A 14,747-nucleotide genomic window follows, 5' to 3' on the forward strand; every position below is an offset into this window, starting at 1 on the left:
ATAGGGTGAGCTGATGGTGGAGAAGGAGCAGAAGTACGAGGTGGACGACACCTTCGTACTGCCGGACCTGTCCGCAGTGGCCCCCGCCAGCGGTCGGGTCCGGTCGCTGCCCTCGGTGACGCTGGTCGCCCGCTTACTCGACACGGTCGACCTGCGGCTGGCCCGGGCGGGCGCGTCGTTGCGGCACCGCAGGGGCGACGAGCTGCCCTGGACGGTGAAGCTGCCCACCGGCACGCCCGGCGTCCGGCACGAGGTGTCCCGCCCCGGGCCGAAAGGGCAACCGCCGCCGGAACTGGTGGAGCTGGTCACCGCCCTGCACCGGGGCGCGCCGCTGGCACCGGTGACGGTCGTCCGCACCGTGCGGCACGCTCACGAGGTGTGCGACCGGGCCGGCACGGTGCTCGCCGAGGTGGTGGACGACCGGGTGACCGTGCTCGACGACGCCGGCACCACCACCGGCGGCTTCCGCGAGCTGGAGGTGGAACTCAAGGCCGGTGACCGGGAACTGCTGGACCGGGCCGGCGCGGTGCTGCGGGAGGCCGGCGCCCGGGGCGGTTCGTTCGTCCCGAAGCACGTCCGCGCACTGGGCGCGGCGGCACAGGCCGAACCGGACCTGGTCGGGCCGGCCGGGCTGCCGTCCGACCCGAGCGCCGGCGACGTGGTGACCGAGGCGGTTCGCAAGGAGGTACGCCGGCTGCTGGCGCACGATCCGCTGGTGCGGCTGCGCGCTCCCGCCGCCGGCGGCGACACCGCCGTGCACCAGATGCGGGTGGCCTGTCGGCGGTTGCGCAGCGACCTGCGCACCTTCAAGCCGCTGGTGCGCAGGAGCTGGGCCCGGCCGCTGCGCGACGAGCTGCGTTGGATCGCCGGGGTGCTCGGCGCGGCCCGCGACGCCGAGGTCCTGCGGGCGCGGTTACGGCGTACCGCTGGCGCCGACCCGCTCGACCCGGCCGCCGTGGACCGGCTGGACGAGGCGCTCGCCGCGCGACAACGGGTGGCGCACACCGCGATCGACGAGGCGTTGCGCTCCCCGCGTTACCTGGCCCTGGTCGACGCGCTGGTGCTGGCGGCACGCGCGCCCCGGCTCACCGGCCGGGCGGCGAAACCGGCCGCGCGGGCGCTGCCCAAGCTGGTGGCCCGCCCCTGGCGGCGGCTGAGCGGGCCGGGGGGCGTCGACGGGCTCGGCCCGTCCTCGCCCGACGAGCGCTGGCACGCCGTCCGTAAGCAGGGCAAGCAGGCCCGGTACGCGGTCAACGCGGTGTCCCCGGCGGTCGACACGGCCGCACGGAAGCTGTCCCGCGCGCTGGCCGGCGTGCAGGACGTGCTCGGCGAACACCAGGACGCCGCCGTGGCGGCGGAGACCTGGTTGGAGCTCGCCGCCGAGCGGCCGGACGACCACGAGCTGGCGGTCACCGCCGGGCGGCTGGCCGAACGGGAACGGGAGTCGGTGCGCCGGATGCGGGCCCGCTTCCCGGCCGCGTGGCACCGGGCGACCCGACGGCGGCGGACCCGTTGGCTGCCGTGACCGGCATCCGGGCGGCCGGCGGGGTGGCCTGGCGGCCGTCCGACGACGGCGTACGGGTCTGCGTCGTGCACCGCCCCCGCTACGGCGACTGGACGCTGCCGAAGGGCAAGCTGGAGCCCGGCGAGCACCCCCTGGCCGCGGCGGTCCGCGAGGTGGCCGAGGAGGCCGACGTACGGGGCGTGCCGCAGGTACGGCTGCCCTCGGTGCGCTACCGCAGTGAGGGCCAGGCCAAGCTTGTCGACTACTGGTCGATGCTCGCCGTGGCCACCGGGGGCTTCCAGCCGGGCACCGAGGTGGACGACATGCGGTGGCTCGCCGTGGACGACGCGATCCGGCTGGTCAGCTACCCGCACGACGCCGAGGTGTTGGCCGCGTTCGCGGCGCTGCCACCGGTGACCGCGACGGTCGCGCTGGTCCGGCACGCCCATGCCGGCAAGCGCGCCACCTGGTCCGGCCCCGACACGGCGCGCCCCCTGGACGCCGAGGGCTGGGCCCAGGCGTCCGCCCTGGCCGGCCTGATCGCCCTGGTCCGGCCGGACCGACTCGTGTCCGCGTCACCGCGGCGCTGCGTGCAGACCCTCGATCCGGCCGCCGCGCTGCTCGACCTGCCCATCGAGATCTGCGGCGACCTGGACGAGCCCCAGCCGGGCCAGCAGGCCGACGAACAGGTGCTCGCCACCGCCGCCCGGGTGCTGGAGTTGGCCCGCGCCGGGGGGCAGGCGGCGGTGTGCAGCCAGGGCAAGGTGCTGCCGGGCGCGTTGGAGCGGTTGTCCGGTCGCGCCGACGAGGACTTCACCACGCCCAAGGGCGGCGGCTGGCTGCTCGCCTTCACCGCCGACCGGCTGCTCGCCACCGACCGCCTGTAGCCGACCTCAGCGCGGTGGCAGGGTGAGGGTCACCGCGACCGGCAGGTGGTCGCTGGCCGTGCCGCGCGGCGCGACCGGGCCGGTCGCGCTCAGGCCGGGCGAGACGAACACGTGGTCGATCTGCTCCCGCGGGTCGTCGGCGGGACTCGTCGCCAACGGTCGGGCCGCCGCCAACGCGTCGATCAGGCCGACGCCGGTGAACTTGGCGAACGCCTCGTCGCCCGGCTGCGTGTTCAGGTCACCGGCCACCACCAGCGGCCGGCCGTCGGCGTACCCGATGGCGAAGTCGGCGACCGCGCGGGCCTGGACCACCGGGCCCCGGCCGGGCGGCGGTTGCAGGTGGGTGCTGACCACGGCGGTACGGACGCCGTCACCGAGGTCCAGGGTGACGGCGAGGGCCTGCGCTCCGGTGGGCGCGCCGACGGCGGCCAGCGGCAGCGTCCGCGGATCGCGCACCGGCCACCGGCTGAGCACCGCATCGCCCCAGACCGGGTCCGCAGCCGGCCCGAAGACGTACGGCATGCCCAGCCGATCGGACAGCAGGTCCAGGGTGTCGTGGCCGCCGTTGAGCAGCCAGGCCCGGTCCACCTCGCTGAGCAGCACCACGTCGGGCCGCTGCCGCTCGATCGCGCCGGTCAGCCCGGCCAGGTCGAAGCGGCCGTCCAGCCCGAAACCCATCCGGATGTTGTACGCCACCACGGTCAGCCGCTGCGGCGGGCCGTCCCGGTTGCTGGCCACCGGCAGTTCGTCGGCGAGCAGCGGCGCCAGCAGGGCCAGCGCGGTGACCGACGCGGTGACCCGCAACGGCGAAAACGGCCCGGCGACCCGGGGTACGGCGGGGCGGGCAATGAACGCCACCACGGCCACCAGAGCGGCGACCAGCACCGGCACCGCCGCGTTGGGGTAACCGAGGTCGTAGGCGGGACCGCTCCGAGCGCGAAGACGAGCATCCCGGCGGCGGCCGCGTACCCCCGACGGGCCGCCCACCGCGCGCCGCCCGCCTCGTCGGCGGCCGTGCCCGCGACGTCGGCGCTGCCGGCCGCGCCCGCGGGCTTGGTGCCCGTGGCGCCGGCGTCGTCGGTCAGGGCCAGGCAGGCACCGAGACCGACGGCCGCCAGACCGACGGCCGGGAGCAGCAGGTCACCCCGGTCGAGGGCGAAGAGCACCGCGCCGGCCAGCATCGCCACCGGGCCGAGCACCCGACCCCACCGGCGGGGTGGCGCGGTCAACGCGGCGAGCAGGAATCCGGCGACGGCGACCGGCACCGGTGCCATCCCGAACAGCGGAGAGCGGGCCACGCCGCCGCCGCCGACCAGGTACGACATCCCGGTCTGGGCCAGCGCCGGCGCGAGCGCCACCATGCCGGCCAGCAGCAACGCCGGCCCGGCCAACAGCCAGGCCCCCGCCCCGCTGCGGCTGGCCGGCGGGGCGGGCACCGTCGTAGCGAGCAGGAACAGCGTCACCGCGACGGCGCTGAGCAGCCAGGCCACCCAGTCGCCCCGCCAGACCAGGTCGACGGTGTCGAGCACCGCGTGTACGGCCGCGTTGACCGCCAGGCCCAGCGCCAGGCCCGGCACCGGCCGGTCGGTGCCGGCGGCGACACCGACCAGCCACACCAGCCCGGCCAGCAGGCCGGCAGTGGCCAACCAGAGCTGCGCACGTCCGCCGGGAGTGGCGGTGAGGGCGAGGCGGGCACCGGCCAGCACGACGGCCGCGGCGACGGTGACCGGACGGGCGCCCACCCGGCGGACCACCGCCGGTGCTCCCAGCGCGAGGACGAACCAGCCGAGGGCGAAGGCGCCCATCAGCTCGGCGGGCGTAGACGCCGCCTGACCGAAGATGGTGATGATGCCGGGCAGCCATACCCGCAGCACGTCGATGAGCAGGAGTACGCCCAGCGCGAGCGACGCGCTGGCGAGTTGGCGGTAGCGCACCGGCGCCCCATTTCCCGTCGGCGGGCCGGCGGAGGGGGACCGGCACGGCGATTCTGCGCGCGCGGACCGACCCGGTCAACGGTTCCGGTACGCCGAAAGGGCGCCCACCGCACGGGTGGACGCCCTTTCGACAGGGTTGGTCAGCGCTTGCTGGCCGCCTTCTTGGCCGGAGCCTTCTTCGCGGGCGCCTTCTTGGCCGCCGTGCTCTTGCTCGCCGCCGCGGTGGTCTTCTTCGCCGTGGTGGACTTGGTCGCCGCGGTGGTCTTCTTCGCCGCCGTGGTCTTCTTGCTGGCGGCCGTCTTGGTCGCCGTCGTGCTCTTGCTCGCCTTGGCCGGGGCGGTCTTCTTGCTGGCGGCCGTCTTGGTCGCCGTCGTGCTCTTGCTCGCCTTGGCCGGGGCGGTCTTCTTGCTGGCCGCCTTGGCGGTGGTGGCCTTCGTGCCGGCCGCCTTCGTGCCGGTGGTCTTGGCCGTCGCGGTGGCGGTCTTCTTCACCGCCGCCGTGGCCTTCGGCACCTTGCCGCTGGCCACCATCTCCTTGAAGCCGGCGCCGGGGCGGAAGGTCGGCACGGACGTCTTCTTGACCTTCACCGCCTCGCCGGTACGCGGGTTGCGCGCTGTTCGCGCGCCACGCACACGCTTTTCGAATGCTCCGAATCCGGTGATCGCCACCTTCTCGCCCTTGGTGACCGCCGCCTGGACCTCGGTGAGGACCGCGTCGAGCGCGGCCGTCGCCATCTTCCGGTCCCCCAGGCGAACAGCGAGCGCCTCGATGAGCTCGGCCTTGTTCACGACTTCCTCCCGATTGTGCAACTGACTCGACGCGAGCCATTCTGCGCGCACGGTATGCCCTGTGCTGCCGGGACACAAACATTCGGTGGAAAAAAGCCCTTGTGTCGTAACGGATTCACCCCTACCGGTCGGGCCGGTAGGGGTGAAATCGGCTGTGCGGTCGGACGTACGGCTATGCCACCGAGGGCAGGAACGGCAGTCGACGCGCCTCGTACGAGTCGATGTCGGCGGCGTTGCGGAGGGTGAGTCCAATGTCGTCCAGGCCCTCCAGCAGCCGCCAGCGGCTGAAGTCGTCCAGCGGGAAGGACCAGTTCGCGTCGCCCGCCCGGAGCTGACGGGCGGTCAGGTCGACGGTCACCGGGGTGGTCGGATCGGCCTCCACGAGGTCCCACAACTCCTCGACGGCTTTCAATTCCAACTCGACCGGCAGCAGACCTTCCTTGAGGGCGTTGCCGCGGAAGATGTCGCCGAAGCGGGGAGCCACGACGGCACGGAAGCCCCAGTCCCGCAGTGCCCAGACGGCGTGCTCCCGAGATGAGCCGGTGCCGAACTCCGGGCCGGCGATGAGGATCGACGCCCCGGAATAGGATTCATCGTTGAGCACGAATGCCGGGTCTTCCCGCCACGCGCTGAAGAGCCCGTCAGCGAAACCGGTCCGGGTCACCCTCTTGAGGTACACGGCCGGGATGATCTGGTCGGTGTCCACGTTGGATCGCCGCAGTGGCACGGCCGTACCGGTGTGGGTGGTGAACCTGTCCATCTCCTGGAGTCCCTTCTACAGGTCGGCGGGGGCGGCCAGCCGGCCGACCACGGCGGTGGCGGCGGCGACCGGCGGGGAGACCAGATGGGTACGCCCGCCCCGGCCCTGCCGGCCCTCGAAGTTGCGGTTGGAGGTGGAGGCGGAACGCTCGCCCGGCTTGAGCGTGTCGGGGTTCATGCCCAGACACATGGAGCAGCCGGCGAACCGCCACTCGGCGCCCGCGTCGGCGAAGACCTTGTCCAGTCCCTCGGCCTCGGCCGCCTCACGTACGGCGGCGGAGCCGGGCACCACGAGCATCCGGACCCCGTCGGCGACCCGGTGGCCCCGCAGCACATCGGCGGCGGCCCGCAGGTCCTCCAGTCGCCCGTTGGTGCAGGAGCCCACGAAGACCACGTCGATGGGCAGCTCCCGCAGCGGCGTGCCGGGGCGCAGATCCATGTACTCCAGTGCGCGGCGGGCCGCGGTGCGCTCCGAGTCGGTGGTGAACTCCTCCGGGTCGGGCACCGGCGCGCTCAGCGGCGCACCCTGCCCCGGGTTGGTGCCCCAGGTGACGAACGGCGTGATCCGGCTGGCGTCCAGGGTCACCTCGGCGTCGAAGCGCGCGCCCTCGTCGGTGGGCAGCGTCCGCCACCACGCGAGCGCCGCGTCCCAGTCCGCGCCCCGCGGCGCGTTCGGCCGACCCTTGAGGTACGCGAAGGTGGTCTCGTCCGGCGCGATCATGCCGGCCTTGGCGCCCCACTCGATGGACATGTTGGCGATCGTCATCCGCCCCTCCATGGAGAGGGCGCGGATCGCCTCGCCGCGGTACTCGACGATGTGTCCGCGACCGCCGCCGGTGCCGACCTGCGCGATCAGCGCGAGCACCAGATCCTTGGCGGTGACGCCGGGGGCGAGCTGGCCGGTGACGGTCACGGCCATGGTCTTCGGCCGGCTCTGCGGCAGCGTCTGGGTGGCCAGCACGTGCTCCACCTCGCTGGTGCCGATGCCGAAGGCGAGCGCGCCGAACGCGCCGTGGGTGGCGGTGTGCGAGTCGCCGCAGACGATCGTCATGCCGGGCTGGGTGAGCCCGAGCTGCGGGCCGATCACGTGCACGATGCCCTGGTTGTCGTCACCGAGCGGGTGCAGCCGCACGCCGAACTCGGCGCAGTTGCGGCGCAACGTCTCGATCTGCGTCCGGGACGTGGGGTCCGCGATGGTGAGCAGGTCACCACGGCGGAGGCGGAACGCCGGGTCGTCGTACCCGGTCGGGGTGTTGTGGTCCTCGGTCGCGAGGGTCAGGTCGGTCCGGCGCACTCGGCGCCCGGCGAGCCGCAGCCCGTCGAACGCCTGCGGGCTGGTCACCTCGTGCAGCAGGTGCAGGTCGATGAAGAGCAGGTCCGGCTCACCGGCGGCGGACCGTACGACGTGCGCGTCCCAGACCTTCTCGGCCAGGGTCCTCGGTTGAGTGACTCCCACCATCTGGACATCCTAAATTCTGGGAGGTAAGTTTCGGCTTGTGGGACACAGTATGAGCGGTGTCGGCGTTCTCGACAAGGCGGTGGTCATCCTGGCCGCCTGCGTCGACGGCGCCAGCCTGGCCGAACTCGTTGAGCGCACGAAGCTGCCCCGGGCCACCGCGCACCGGCTCGCGCAGGCACTGGAGATCCACCGGATGCTGGTCCGGGACACCCAGGGCCGATGGCGCCCCGGCCCCCGGCTCGGCGAGCTGGCCAACGCCGCCCCGGACGTCCTGCTGACCGCCGCCGAGCCGCTGCTCGCCGCGCTGCGCGACGCCACCGGGGAGAGCGCCCAGCTCTACCTGCGCCGCGCCGACGAGCGCATCTGCGTGGCGGCGGCGGAACGCGCCAGCGGCCTGCGGGACACCGTCCCGGTCGGCTCGGTGCTGCCCATGACCGCCGGTTCCGCGGCCCAGATCCTGCTGGCCTGGGAGCCGCCGGAGGCGGTCATGCCCCTGCTGCCGCGCAGCAAGTTCACCGGCCGCACGTTGGCCGAGGTCCGCCGCCGGGGCTGGGCGCAGAGCGTCGCCGAACGAGAGGCCGGTGTGGCGAGCGTCTCCGCTCCGATCCGCGACCGCACCGGCAGAGTCATCGCCTCGGTGAGCATCTCCGGCCCCATCGAACGCCTGGGCCGCCGCCCCGGCGAACGCCACGCCATGGCGGTGGTAAGAGCCGGCCAACGCCTCTCCGGCCTCTAACCCCCACCCTGCCCACCCTGACCCCGACCCACCCTGGCCCTCGGTGATCATGGGGTTAGCGTGACGAGCGACGGAGTGTCGCGCCCGCTAACCTCATGATCACCGAGGGTCGGCGGGGGATGGGACGGGAAAGGCTCACCTCGCGGAGCGAGGTGAGCCTTTGGTTTGTAGCCCCGACCGGATTCGAACCGGCGCTACCGCCTTGAGAGGGCGGCGTCCTGGGCCGCTAGACGACGGGGCCAGAACTTCCTGTTCACCGCCCTCACGAGCGGTGCCGCTGTAGTCTAGCGGCACCATCGTCGGGTGCTTTGCACGGGGTGCGGGCCGCACAGGGGGCCGGATCCCGGACACGAAACAGCCCGCCTCACCCGGTGAGACGGGCCGTGCACGATGTAGCCCCGACCGGATTCGAACCGGCGCTACCGCCTTGAGAGGGCGGCGTCCTGGGCCGCTAGACGACGGGGCCAGAACCACTTCTGCTCCCCCACCCTTGCGGGCGGAGGAGCTGCACTCTACCAGAGACCGCTCTCCACCCCCGGAGGGGCGGAGTCGAACTCCGTCAGAATCCAGCGTCCGGAATTCTCGCGAATTCCAGCTGCGCTGGGGTACCAGGACTCGAACCTAGACTAACTGAACCAGAATCAGTCGGGCTGCCAATTACCCCATACCCCATCGGCCCCTTGCGGCGCCGGGAGTGAACTTTACCCTCCCGGTGCCGACAGGCCAAATCCGATCCCCCCGAACCGCCCTTGAGCTGCGGAAACAGGGGCATCCGACGGATCAGGCGACGGGGACCACCGGGTTGCTGAGCTCCCCGATGCCCTCGATCCGCACGGTGACCGTATCCCCCTCAACAAGTGGGCTAACCCCCGCTGGCGTGCCGGTGAGCACCACGTCGCCGGGCAGCAGCGTCATCACGTGCGAGATGTACGACACCAGACCCGGCACGTCGAAGACCATGTCCTTCGTCCGGCCGAGCTGGCGTACCTCCATCTCCTCCGGGTTGCGACCCACCTCACAGCGGATCTCCAGATCGGAGACGTCCAGCCCGGTGGTGATCCACGGGCCGATCGGGCAGAACGAGTCGAAGCCCTTGGCCCGGGTCCACTGCCCGTCGGACCGTTGGAGATCCCGAGCGGTGACGTCGTTGGCGCAGGTGTAGCCGAAGATGGCGCGTTCGGCGGCGGCCCGGTCGGCGCGGCGCGCGCCGGGCGCGCCGATCACGACCGCCAACTCCGCCTCGTGCTCGACCTGCTTGGAGAAGATCGGCAGCCGGATGGCGTCCCGGGGGCCGATCACCGAGGTGGACGGCTTGAGGAAGAGCAACGGCTCCTTGGGCACCTCGTTGCCGAGCTCGGCGGCGTGGTCGGCGTAGTTGCGACCGACGCAGACCACCTTGCTGGGCAGGATCGGCGAGAGCAGCCGGACGTCGGAGAGGGCCCAGCGGGCCCCGCTGAAGGAGAGATTGCCGAACGGGTGGCCCTCGATCTCGGCGATGGTCAGGCCCTGCGGCCCGGCCTCCGGCTCGCCTTCGACGGCACCGAACGACATTCCCTTGGCATGAGCGAAACGAGCGATACGCACCCGGCCAATCTAGCCCCGCCGACCCGCTCAGCGGCCAGGACGGGCCGCCGGGTGTGCGCAACCCGTCAGGGCGCGCACCCTACCCGAGGCGGTGGCGACCGGGGCCGACTTCCGCACTTCGTACCCGCACGGAGGTGACGCGCCCCTAGCGTCGGCTCCGGAGGTTCGTTCGTATGCCTGCATCGACACGACACCACAGAGCCCTCGCAGTGTTCGTGCACTGCCTCGGCATCCTCGCCGCACTGCCGGCGCTGCCATCGGCGGCACCGGAGGAGGCGGCAGCCGCACCACGACCACCGGCGGCCACGCCACGACCGGCGGCGGCCACGCCACGACCACCGGCAGCGGCCACGCCACCGGTCCCCGGCGCTGCGTCACCGGTGGCGGTGGCCGCACGGGCGAGCGCGGAACCCACCCCACCCTCGGCGCCGCCGGCGGTGGCACCGCCCTCGCCCACGCCGGCGGCGAGGCTCCCGCAGCCGGTCACGGTGGCGGTCGCCCCGGAGAGCAGTCCGGCGCCGAGATACCGGATCCACGTCCGCAACGTGGGTAACTCACCCATCGACACGACCGTCCGCCAGGAGCTGCCGCCCGGCGCCTCGGCCACCGCGATCACGGCCGGCGGTCGGCCCACCGGGGGCGGCTCCGCCAACGAGGTGACCTGGCGGTTGCGGCTGCCCGCGCACAGCAGCACGACGTTGGGCACCGCGCTCGCCGCGACCGCGCCCGGCCAACCACTCACCGCGCCGGCCTGCGCGTTCACCAGCGACGGCAGCCGCCCGTACGACTGCGCCACCGCCACCTGGCACGGCGCCGCGGCCCCGGCCGAGGTCTCCGAGGCGCCGGCGTGGCGGCGGTACCCGGTGCTGCTCGCCGGGCTGGCCGTCCTGCTGCTGATCGCCGCCGGCGCGGTCGGGTTGTGGCGGTGGCGCCGCGGGCGGCGCAGGCTGACCGCCGCAGCCCTGGCCGGTGGTGCGGGATCTGACGGCGGACGCGGGACGATCTACCCGCGCCCGGCCACCCCGACCCCGCCGAGGCGTCGGCGTACCCCGCCGGTCTGGTTGCTGGTCGGTGCGGCCGTGGCGGTGCTGGCCGGTGTGGTCGGCACGGCGGGCTGGACGGCGACCCGGCGGGTCGCGGCGATCGACACCCAGAAGCAGCCGACCAGCGGCGCGTGGCGGGGCACGGGTGTCTCCGGGCCGATGGGGGTGCCGCTGCGGGAGTCGGCGTTCGAGTTCACCGTGTACCGGATGTCCTGCGGCGCGCCCGGCACGGCCCGGTCGGCCGACGGCGGCGGTGCGGCTCCCGCGTCCGGTCAGCGTTGTCAGGCCACCGTGGGGGTGCGCAACATCACCGGTGCCCAGCAGCCCTGGCACGGCCAGCTGCAACGGGCCTACCTGCCGGGCGGGCGCTGGGTGAGCACCGACGAGTCGGCCACCCGGTCGGCGAACCTGGGTCGGGACGTCTTCGCCGATCCGGTGGCCGCCGGCAGCAGGGTGGTGCTGCCGCTGGTCTTCACCGTCGACGGGCGCGACCCGCCCCGGCAGCTGGAGCTGCGCAGCGGGGTGTTCTCCGCCGGCGTGCGGGTGGACATGCCCTGACCGGCGGGTGGGCAGCGGTCGTACCCTGGGGTCCGTGACCGCCGCCCTCTCCCCCGCCGTGCTCGACGTGGCGGCCTGGCAGGCCCGCCGCCGGGCCCACGAGCAGCGGGTCGACGTGTGGCTGACCCCACACCTGGCCCGCCGTCGGCGGGGTGAGCGGCATCCGGTGGCCGACTTCCTGTTCACCTACTATTCGCACCGCCCGGCCCAGCTGCGCCGGTGGCATCCGGGCGCGGGGGTCGAGCTGCACGATGCCGATCCGGCCGAGTTCGGCCGGGACTACCGCGCCACCGCCGCCGGGGTCACCGTCGACACCGATGGGGTACGCGCGCGGCGCGGTGAGTCGATCGCCTGGATCCGCGGCCTGCTGTCGGCCACCGCCGGGCGGACGCCGCACTTCGGCTGCTTCGGGATGCACGAGTGGGCGATGGTCTACCGGCAGACCCGCGAGGAGCTGCGACACAACGCGTGGCCGCTGCGACTGACCCCGGAGCGGACCGCCGCGATCGTCGAGGAGCGGGGCGTGCGGTGCAGCCACTTCGACGCGTACCGGTTCTTCACTCCGCCGGCCCGGCCGTTGAACCTGCTCACCCCGACCCGGGAGACGCAGCACGCGCACGAGCAGCCGGGCTGTCTGCACGCCAACATGGATCTCTACAAGTGGGCGTACAAGATGTCCCCGCTGGTGCCGTCCGAGCTGGTCGCGGACTGCTTCGAGCTGGCCCGGGACATCCGCACGCTGGACATGCGGGCCAGCCCGTACGACCTGTCCGGCCTCGGCTACCCGCCGGTCCGGGTGGAGACCGTCGACGGCAGGCACGAGTACGTCCAGGCCCAGCGGTCCTTCGCGGAACGCGCCGAACCCCTGCGAGCGCGCCTGATCGCGGAGTGCGAACGACTCCTGCCGGCGTAGAGCCGTCGCGATCGGGCTCCGGTCCGGGCTGCGACGGGTGGCCGGCGCCTAGGCGGTGCGGGACCGCAACCCGTCGAGGAGCAGCGCGACCACGGCCTCCAGATCGTCGTCGAGGCCGGGTTCGCTCCACTCGCTGCGGTGCGACGGATGGTGGAAGCGAGCGGTGGCCTGCAACAGCGCCCGCCCGGCCACCGCCGCGTCGGGCACGGCGAAGTCACCGGCCGCCACCCCGTCCGCGACGATCATGCTGAGCTGACCGGCGAGCACCTCCAGGTGGTTCGCGACCGCACCCTCGGAGAGCGTGGCGAGCTGGTGGAAGTTGTCGAACAGCTCCGGGTCCTCCCGGGCCATCCTCCGTTTGGTGCCGCTCAGCTCGGCCAGCCACCGACGCAGCCGCTGCGGGGCGGCGTCGGGGCTGGTGGCCACCTCGATCAGCGGTGTGGAGACCCGGGCCAGCCAGCGTTCGGCCACCGCCTCGCGGAGCGCGGCCTTGCTGGCGAAGTGCCGGTAGACGCTGCCGTGGCTGACGCCCAACGCGCGGGCGACGTCCAGGACGGTGGCCTTGGCCGGCCCGTACCGGCGCAGCACCTCCTCGGCGGTGTCGAGGATGCGGTCGGCGGTCAGCGCGGTGGCGTCGCTCATGAGCCCAGCCTCCCTGACCGCCGGGACGGCCGTGGCACGACCCCCGGCCGGTGGTCGTGCCCCGGCCGGGTGGTCATGCGCGCTCGCTGTCCAGGTGCGCCATGTGCGCCTCGTCGTATCGGGTGCCGGCAGCCGCACCGACGGGGACGGCGGCCTCGATGGCGGCCAGGTCCGCCTCGGTCAGGGTGACCGTCGAGGCGCCCAGCGCCTCGGTGAGCCGCTCCCGGGTGCGGGCGCCGATCAGCGGCACGATGGTCGCGCCGCGGGAGAGCACCCAGGCGATGGCGATCTGTGCCACGGTGACGCCGCGCGCCTCGGCGATGGCGCGCAGCGCGTCCACCAGGGCGAGGTTGCGGTCCAGGTTCGCGCCGGCGAACCGGGGCAGGTGGCTGCGGAAGTCGGTGCCCGCGGTCTGCCGACCGGGCGTCCAGTGGCCGCTGATCAGGCCGCGGGAGAGCACCCCGTACGCGGTGATCCCGACGCCCAGCTCGCGGGCCGTCGGCAGGATCTCGGCCTCCGGGTCGCGGGAGATCAGCGAGTATTCGATCTGGAGGTCGCTGATCGGGTGCACCGCGTGTGCCCGGCGCAGCGTCTCCGCGTTCACCTCGGACAGGCCGATGTGCCGGACGTGACCGGCCTTGACCAGCTCGGCCAGGGTGCCCACCACCTCCTCCACCGGGACGTCCGGGGTGATGCGGGCGGGGCGGTAGATGTCGACGTGGTCGGTGCCGAGCCGACGCAGGGTGTACGCCAGGAAGTTCTTGATCGCGACGGGTCGGACGTCGTTGCCGTTCCACCCGCCGTCGACGTCGCGCAGCGCGCCGAACTTGACGCTGATCAGGGCCCGGTCCCGGTCCCGGCCGCGGAGCGCGTCGCGCAGCAGCAGCTCGTTGTGGCCCATGCCGTAGAAGTCGCCGGTGTCCAGCAGGGTGATGCCGGCGTCCAGGGCGGCGTGGATGGTGGCGATGCTCTCGGCCTCGTCGGCGGCGCCGTAGAGGTCGGACATGCCCATCAGGCCGAGCCCGAGCGCGGAGACGGCGGGACCGGTCGTGCCGAGGGTGCGGATGTCCATGGGTCTTCCTCTCACCTGGGGTGACCCACTCACCGTACATCCTTCGGCTGACAGATTCCAGATTCTGTCATCGGTGAGATGGCGATCTCCCCGCCCGAGCACCGATTGAGCTACTCGCCGTCGACGCGACGGTCGCGCTTGCGCTGGGACTGGCGCTTCTTCTCGGCCAGCCGGCGCTCCTTCGCGCCCCGCGACGGGCGGGTGGCCCGACGAGGCGGCGGTGGCGGCGCGGCGGCCTCCCGCAACAGCGCGGCCATCCGCTCCCGGGCCGCCTCCCGGTTGGCCAGCTGCGCCCGGTGCTCGCTGGCAGCGATCGTCAACACACCGTCCACCAGACGGTTCGCCAGTCGGGCCAGCGCCCGTGACCGGACCGACTCCGGCACGGCCGGAGAGTTGGCGAGGTCGTAGCTCAGCTCGACCCGGGAGTCGGCGGTGTTCACACCCTGCCCACCCGGCCCGGACGAGCGGGAGAAACGCTCCCGCAGCTCGCCGGCGGGGACGACCCACCGGTCGGTCACCCGCAGTCCGTCGTCCACGCCCCGAGGCTAACGCCCCACGACCCGCCGGAGGTCAGCGGTGCGCAGACTCACTCTGCGTCGTCGACGGGCTGGGCGCCGGGCCGGCGGTCTCGTCGTCGGCGCCCACCGCGGCGTACGCCACGGCACCGAAGAGCAGCAGCCCGATCACCGCCGCCTTCACGGCGACGCCACGGATCAGCAACCAGGCGCCACGGCGTGCCGTGGGCACCGTCTTCTTCACCGTCTGGTAATCGGCCCACCCGCGTCGCGCCCGGGCGTACGCCGACCCCACCGCACATCCGATGACCAGGCCCACCAGCAGGAGGACCGCAAGAAGGGGACTCTCCACC

15 protein-coding genes and 3 tRNA genes are annotated in these 14,747 nt (G+C 73.5%); 5 read left to right on the plus strand and 13 right to left on the minus strand.

Features of this window, described 5'->3' with window-relative positions; translation table 11 throughout:
- The first annotated feature begins 13 nt into the window (after nucleotides 1-13).
- Nucleotides 14-1,525 carry a CYTH and CHAD domain-containing protein gene (locus AB0H52_RS03680; RefSeq protein WP_357945027.1) on the plus strand — a complete coding sequence of 504 codons (1,512 nt, stop codon included), beginning with the start codon at nucleotides 14-16 and terminating at the stop codon, nucleotides 1,523-1,525.
- Nucleotides 1,513-2,391: an NUDIX hydrolase gene (locus AB0H52_RS03685; RefSeq protein ID WP_151489792.1), complete on the plus strand. Its 879-nt coding sequence runs from the start codon at nucleotides 1,513-1,515 to the stop codon at nucleotides 2,389-2,391. The genes AB0H52_RS03680 and AB0H52_RS03685 overlap by 13 nt, the downstream gene beginning before the upstream one ends.
- 6 nt (nucleotides 2,392-2,397) lie before the next feature.
- Here AB0H52_RS03685 and AB0H52_RS03690 read toward each other — a convergent pair whose 3' ends face one another.
- From AB0H52_RS03690 to leuC, 5 genes are all read right to left on the minus strand, one after another.
- Nucleotides 2,398-3,195 (minus strand): endonuclease/exonuclease/phosphatase family protein, encoded by a 798-nt coding sequence (locus AB0H52_RS03690; protein WP_357945030.1) that lies wholly within the window; start codon nucleotides 3,193-3,195, stop codon nucleotides 2,398-2,400.
- Nucleotides 3,093-4,325: a hypothetical protein gene (locus tag AB0H52_RS03695; RefSeq protein ID WP_357945033.1), complete on the minus strand. Its 1,233-nt coding sequence runs from the start codon at nucleotides 4,323-4,325 to the stop codon at nucleotides 3,093-3,095. Before AB0H52_RS03695 ends, AB0H52_RS03690 begins: the two co-directional genes overlap by 103 nt.
- A gap of 140 nt (nucleotides 4,326-4,465) precedes the next feature.
- Nucleotides 4,466-5,113 (minus strand): HU family DNA-binding protein, encoded by a 648-nt coding sequence (locus tag AB0H52_RS03700; RefSeq protein ID WP_192580256.1) that lies wholly within the window; start codon nucleotides 5,111-5,113, stop codon nucleotides 4,466-4,468.
- A gap of 172 nt (nucleotides 5,114-5,285) precedes the next feature.
- The gene (gene leuD / locus AB0H52_RS03705) at nucleotides 5,286-5,873 is read right to left on the minus strand and encodes a 3-isopropylmalate dehydratase small subunit (protein ID WP_151489795.1); all 588 of its coding nucleotides are present in this window, start codon (nucleotides 5,871-5,873) and stop codon (nucleotides 5,286-5,288) included.
- Between the two features lie 15 nt (nucleotides 5,874-5,888).
- Nucleotides 5,889-7,331 (minus strand): 3-isopropylmalate dehydratase large subunit, encoded by a 1,443-nt coding sequence (gene leuC / locus AB0H52_RS03710; protein ID WP_357945037.1) that lies wholly within the window; start codon nucleotides 7,329-7,331, stop codon nucleotides 5,889-5,891.
- 49 nt (nucleotides 7,332-7,380) lie between these two features.
- Here leuC and AB0H52_RS03715 point away from each other — a divergent pair, with 49 nt between their 5' ends.
- Entirely contained in the window at nucleotides 7,381-8,067 is a 687-nt protein-coding gene (locus AB0H52_RS03715; RefSeq protein ID WP_007456408.1) for an IclR family transcriptional regulator, read from the plus strand.
- 168 nt (nucleotides 8,068-8,235) lie between these two features.
- Here the strand turns inward: AB0H52_RS03715 and AB0H52_RS03720 are convergent.
- From AB0H52_RS03720 to AB0H52_RS03735, 4 genes are all read right to left on the minus strand, one after another.
- A tRNA-Glu gene (locus AB0H52_RS03720) sits at nucleotides 8,236-8,308 on the minus strand.
- A gap of 152 nt (nucleotides 8,309-8,460) precedes the next feature.
- Nucleotides 8,461-8,533 (minus strand) — tRNA-Glu (locus tag AB0H52_RS03725).
- Nucleotides 8,534-8,667: 134 nt separating this feature from the next.
- A tRNA-Gln gene (locus AB0H52_RS03730) sits at nucleotides 8,668-8,739 on the minus strand.
- Between the two features lie 108 nt (nucleotides 8,740-8,847).
- Nucleotides 8,848-9,651 carry a fumarylacetoacetate hydrolase family protein gene (locus tag AB0H52_RS03735; RefSeq protein ID WP_151492543.1) on the minus strand — a complete coding sequence of 268 codons (804 nt, stop codon included), beginning with the start codon at nucleotides 9,649-9,651 and terminating at the stop codon, nucleotides 8,848-8,850.
- A 173-nt stretch (nucleotides 9,652-9,824) separates the two neighbouring features.
- Here AB0H52_RS03735 and AB0H52_RS03740 point away from each other — a divergent pair, with 173 nt between their 5' ends.
- Together AB0H52_RS03740 and AB0H52_RS03745 are read left to right on the plus strand one after the other, a co-directional pair.
- Nucleotides 9,825-11,252: a hypothetical protein gene (locus AB0H52_RS03740; RefSeq protein WP_151492545.1), complete on the plus strand. Its 1,428-nt coding sequence runs from the start codon at nucleotides 9,825-9,827 to the stop codon at nucleotides 11,250-11,252.
- A gap of 34 nt (nucleotides 11,253-11,286) precedes the next feature.
- Nucleotides 11,287-12,165 carry a 3-methyladenine DNA glycosylase gene (locus AB0H52_RS03745; protein ID WP_278123784.1) on the plus strand — a complete coding sequence of 293 codons (879 nt, stop codon included), beginning with the start codon at nucleotides 11,287-11,289 and terminating at the stop codon, nucleotides 12,163-12,165.
- Between the two features lie 48 nt (nucleotides 12,166-12,213).
- Here AB0H52_RS03745 and AB0H52_RS03750 read toward each other — a convergent pair whose 3' ends face one another.
- The 4 genes from AB0H52_RS03750 to AB0H52_RS03765 all read right to left on the minus strand — a co-directional run bounded on the left by AB0H52_RS03750 (nucleotide 12,214) and on the right by AB0H52_RS03765 (nucleotide 14,746).
- A complete protein-coding gene (locus AB0H52_RS03750; protein WP_151492548.1) occupies nucleotides 12,214-12,807 on the minus strand; it encodes a TetR family transcriptional regulator in 594 nt (197 codons plus the stop codon).
- A gap of 73 nt (nucleotides 12,808-12,880) precedes the next feature.
- On the minus strand, nucleotides 12,881-13,879 hold the full coding sequence (locus AB0H52_RS03755; RefSeq protein ID WP_278123786.1) for an aldo/keto reductase: 999 nt from the start codon (nucleotides 13,877-13,879) through the stop codon (nucleotides 12,881-12,883).
- Nucleotides 13,880-13,989: 110 nt separating this feature from the next.
- Nucleotides 13,990-14,415 (minus strand): alternative ribosome rescue aminoacyl-tRNA hydrolase ArfB, encoded by a 426-nt coding sequence (gene arfB / locus AB0H52_RS03760; RefSeq protein ID WP_121654221.1) that lies wholly within the window; start codon nucleotides 14,413-14,415, stop codon nucleotides 13,990-13,992.
- Nucleotides 14,416-14,449: 34 nt separating this feature from the next.
- Nucleotides 14,450-14,746, minus strand: a complete 297-nt coding sequence (locus tag AB0H52_RS03765) for a hypothetical protein (protein WP_151492551.1) — start codon at nucleotides 14,744-14,746, stop codon at nucleotides 14,450-14,452.
- Nucleotide 14,747 lies beyond the last annotated feature (1 nt).

This window comes from Micromonospora sp. NPDC050695 (genome assembly GCF_040654415.1).
Classification (GTDB): domain Bacteria; phylum Actinomycetota; class Actinomycetes; order Mycobacteriales; family Micromonosporaceae; genus Micromonospora.

Excerpts from the sequence above, each read along its gene's own strand:
- AB0H52_RS03680 (WP_357945027.1), top strand. The coding sequence starts at position 14 with ATGGTGGAGAAGGAGCAGAAGTACGAGGTGGACGACACCTTCGTACTG.
- leuD (WP_151489795.1), bottom strand. The coding sequence starts at position 5,873 with ATGGACAGGTTCACCACCCACACCGGTACGGCCGTGCCACTGCGGCGA.
- leuC (WP_357945037.1), bottom strand. The coding sequence starts at position 7,331 with ATGGTGGGAGTCACTCAACCGAGGACCCTGGCCGAGAAGGTCTGGGAC.
- AB0H52_RS03715 (WP_007456408.1), top strand. The coding sequence starts at position 7,381 with ATGAGCGGTGTCGGCGTTCTCGACAAGGCGGTGGTCATCCTGGCCGCC.
- AB0H52_RS03740 (WP_151492545.1), top strand. The coding sequence starts at position 9,825 with ATGCCTGCATCGACACGACACCACAGAGCCCTCGCAGTGTTCGTGCAC.
- AB0H52_RS03750 (WP_151492548.1), bottom strand. The coding sequence starts at position 12,807 with ATGAGCGACGCCACCGCGCTGACCGCCGACCGCATCCTCGACACCGCC.
- AB0H52_RS03755 (WP_278123786.1), bottom strand. The coding sequence starts at position 13,879 with ATGGACATCCGCACCCTCGGCACGACCGGTCCCGCCGTCTCCGCGCTC.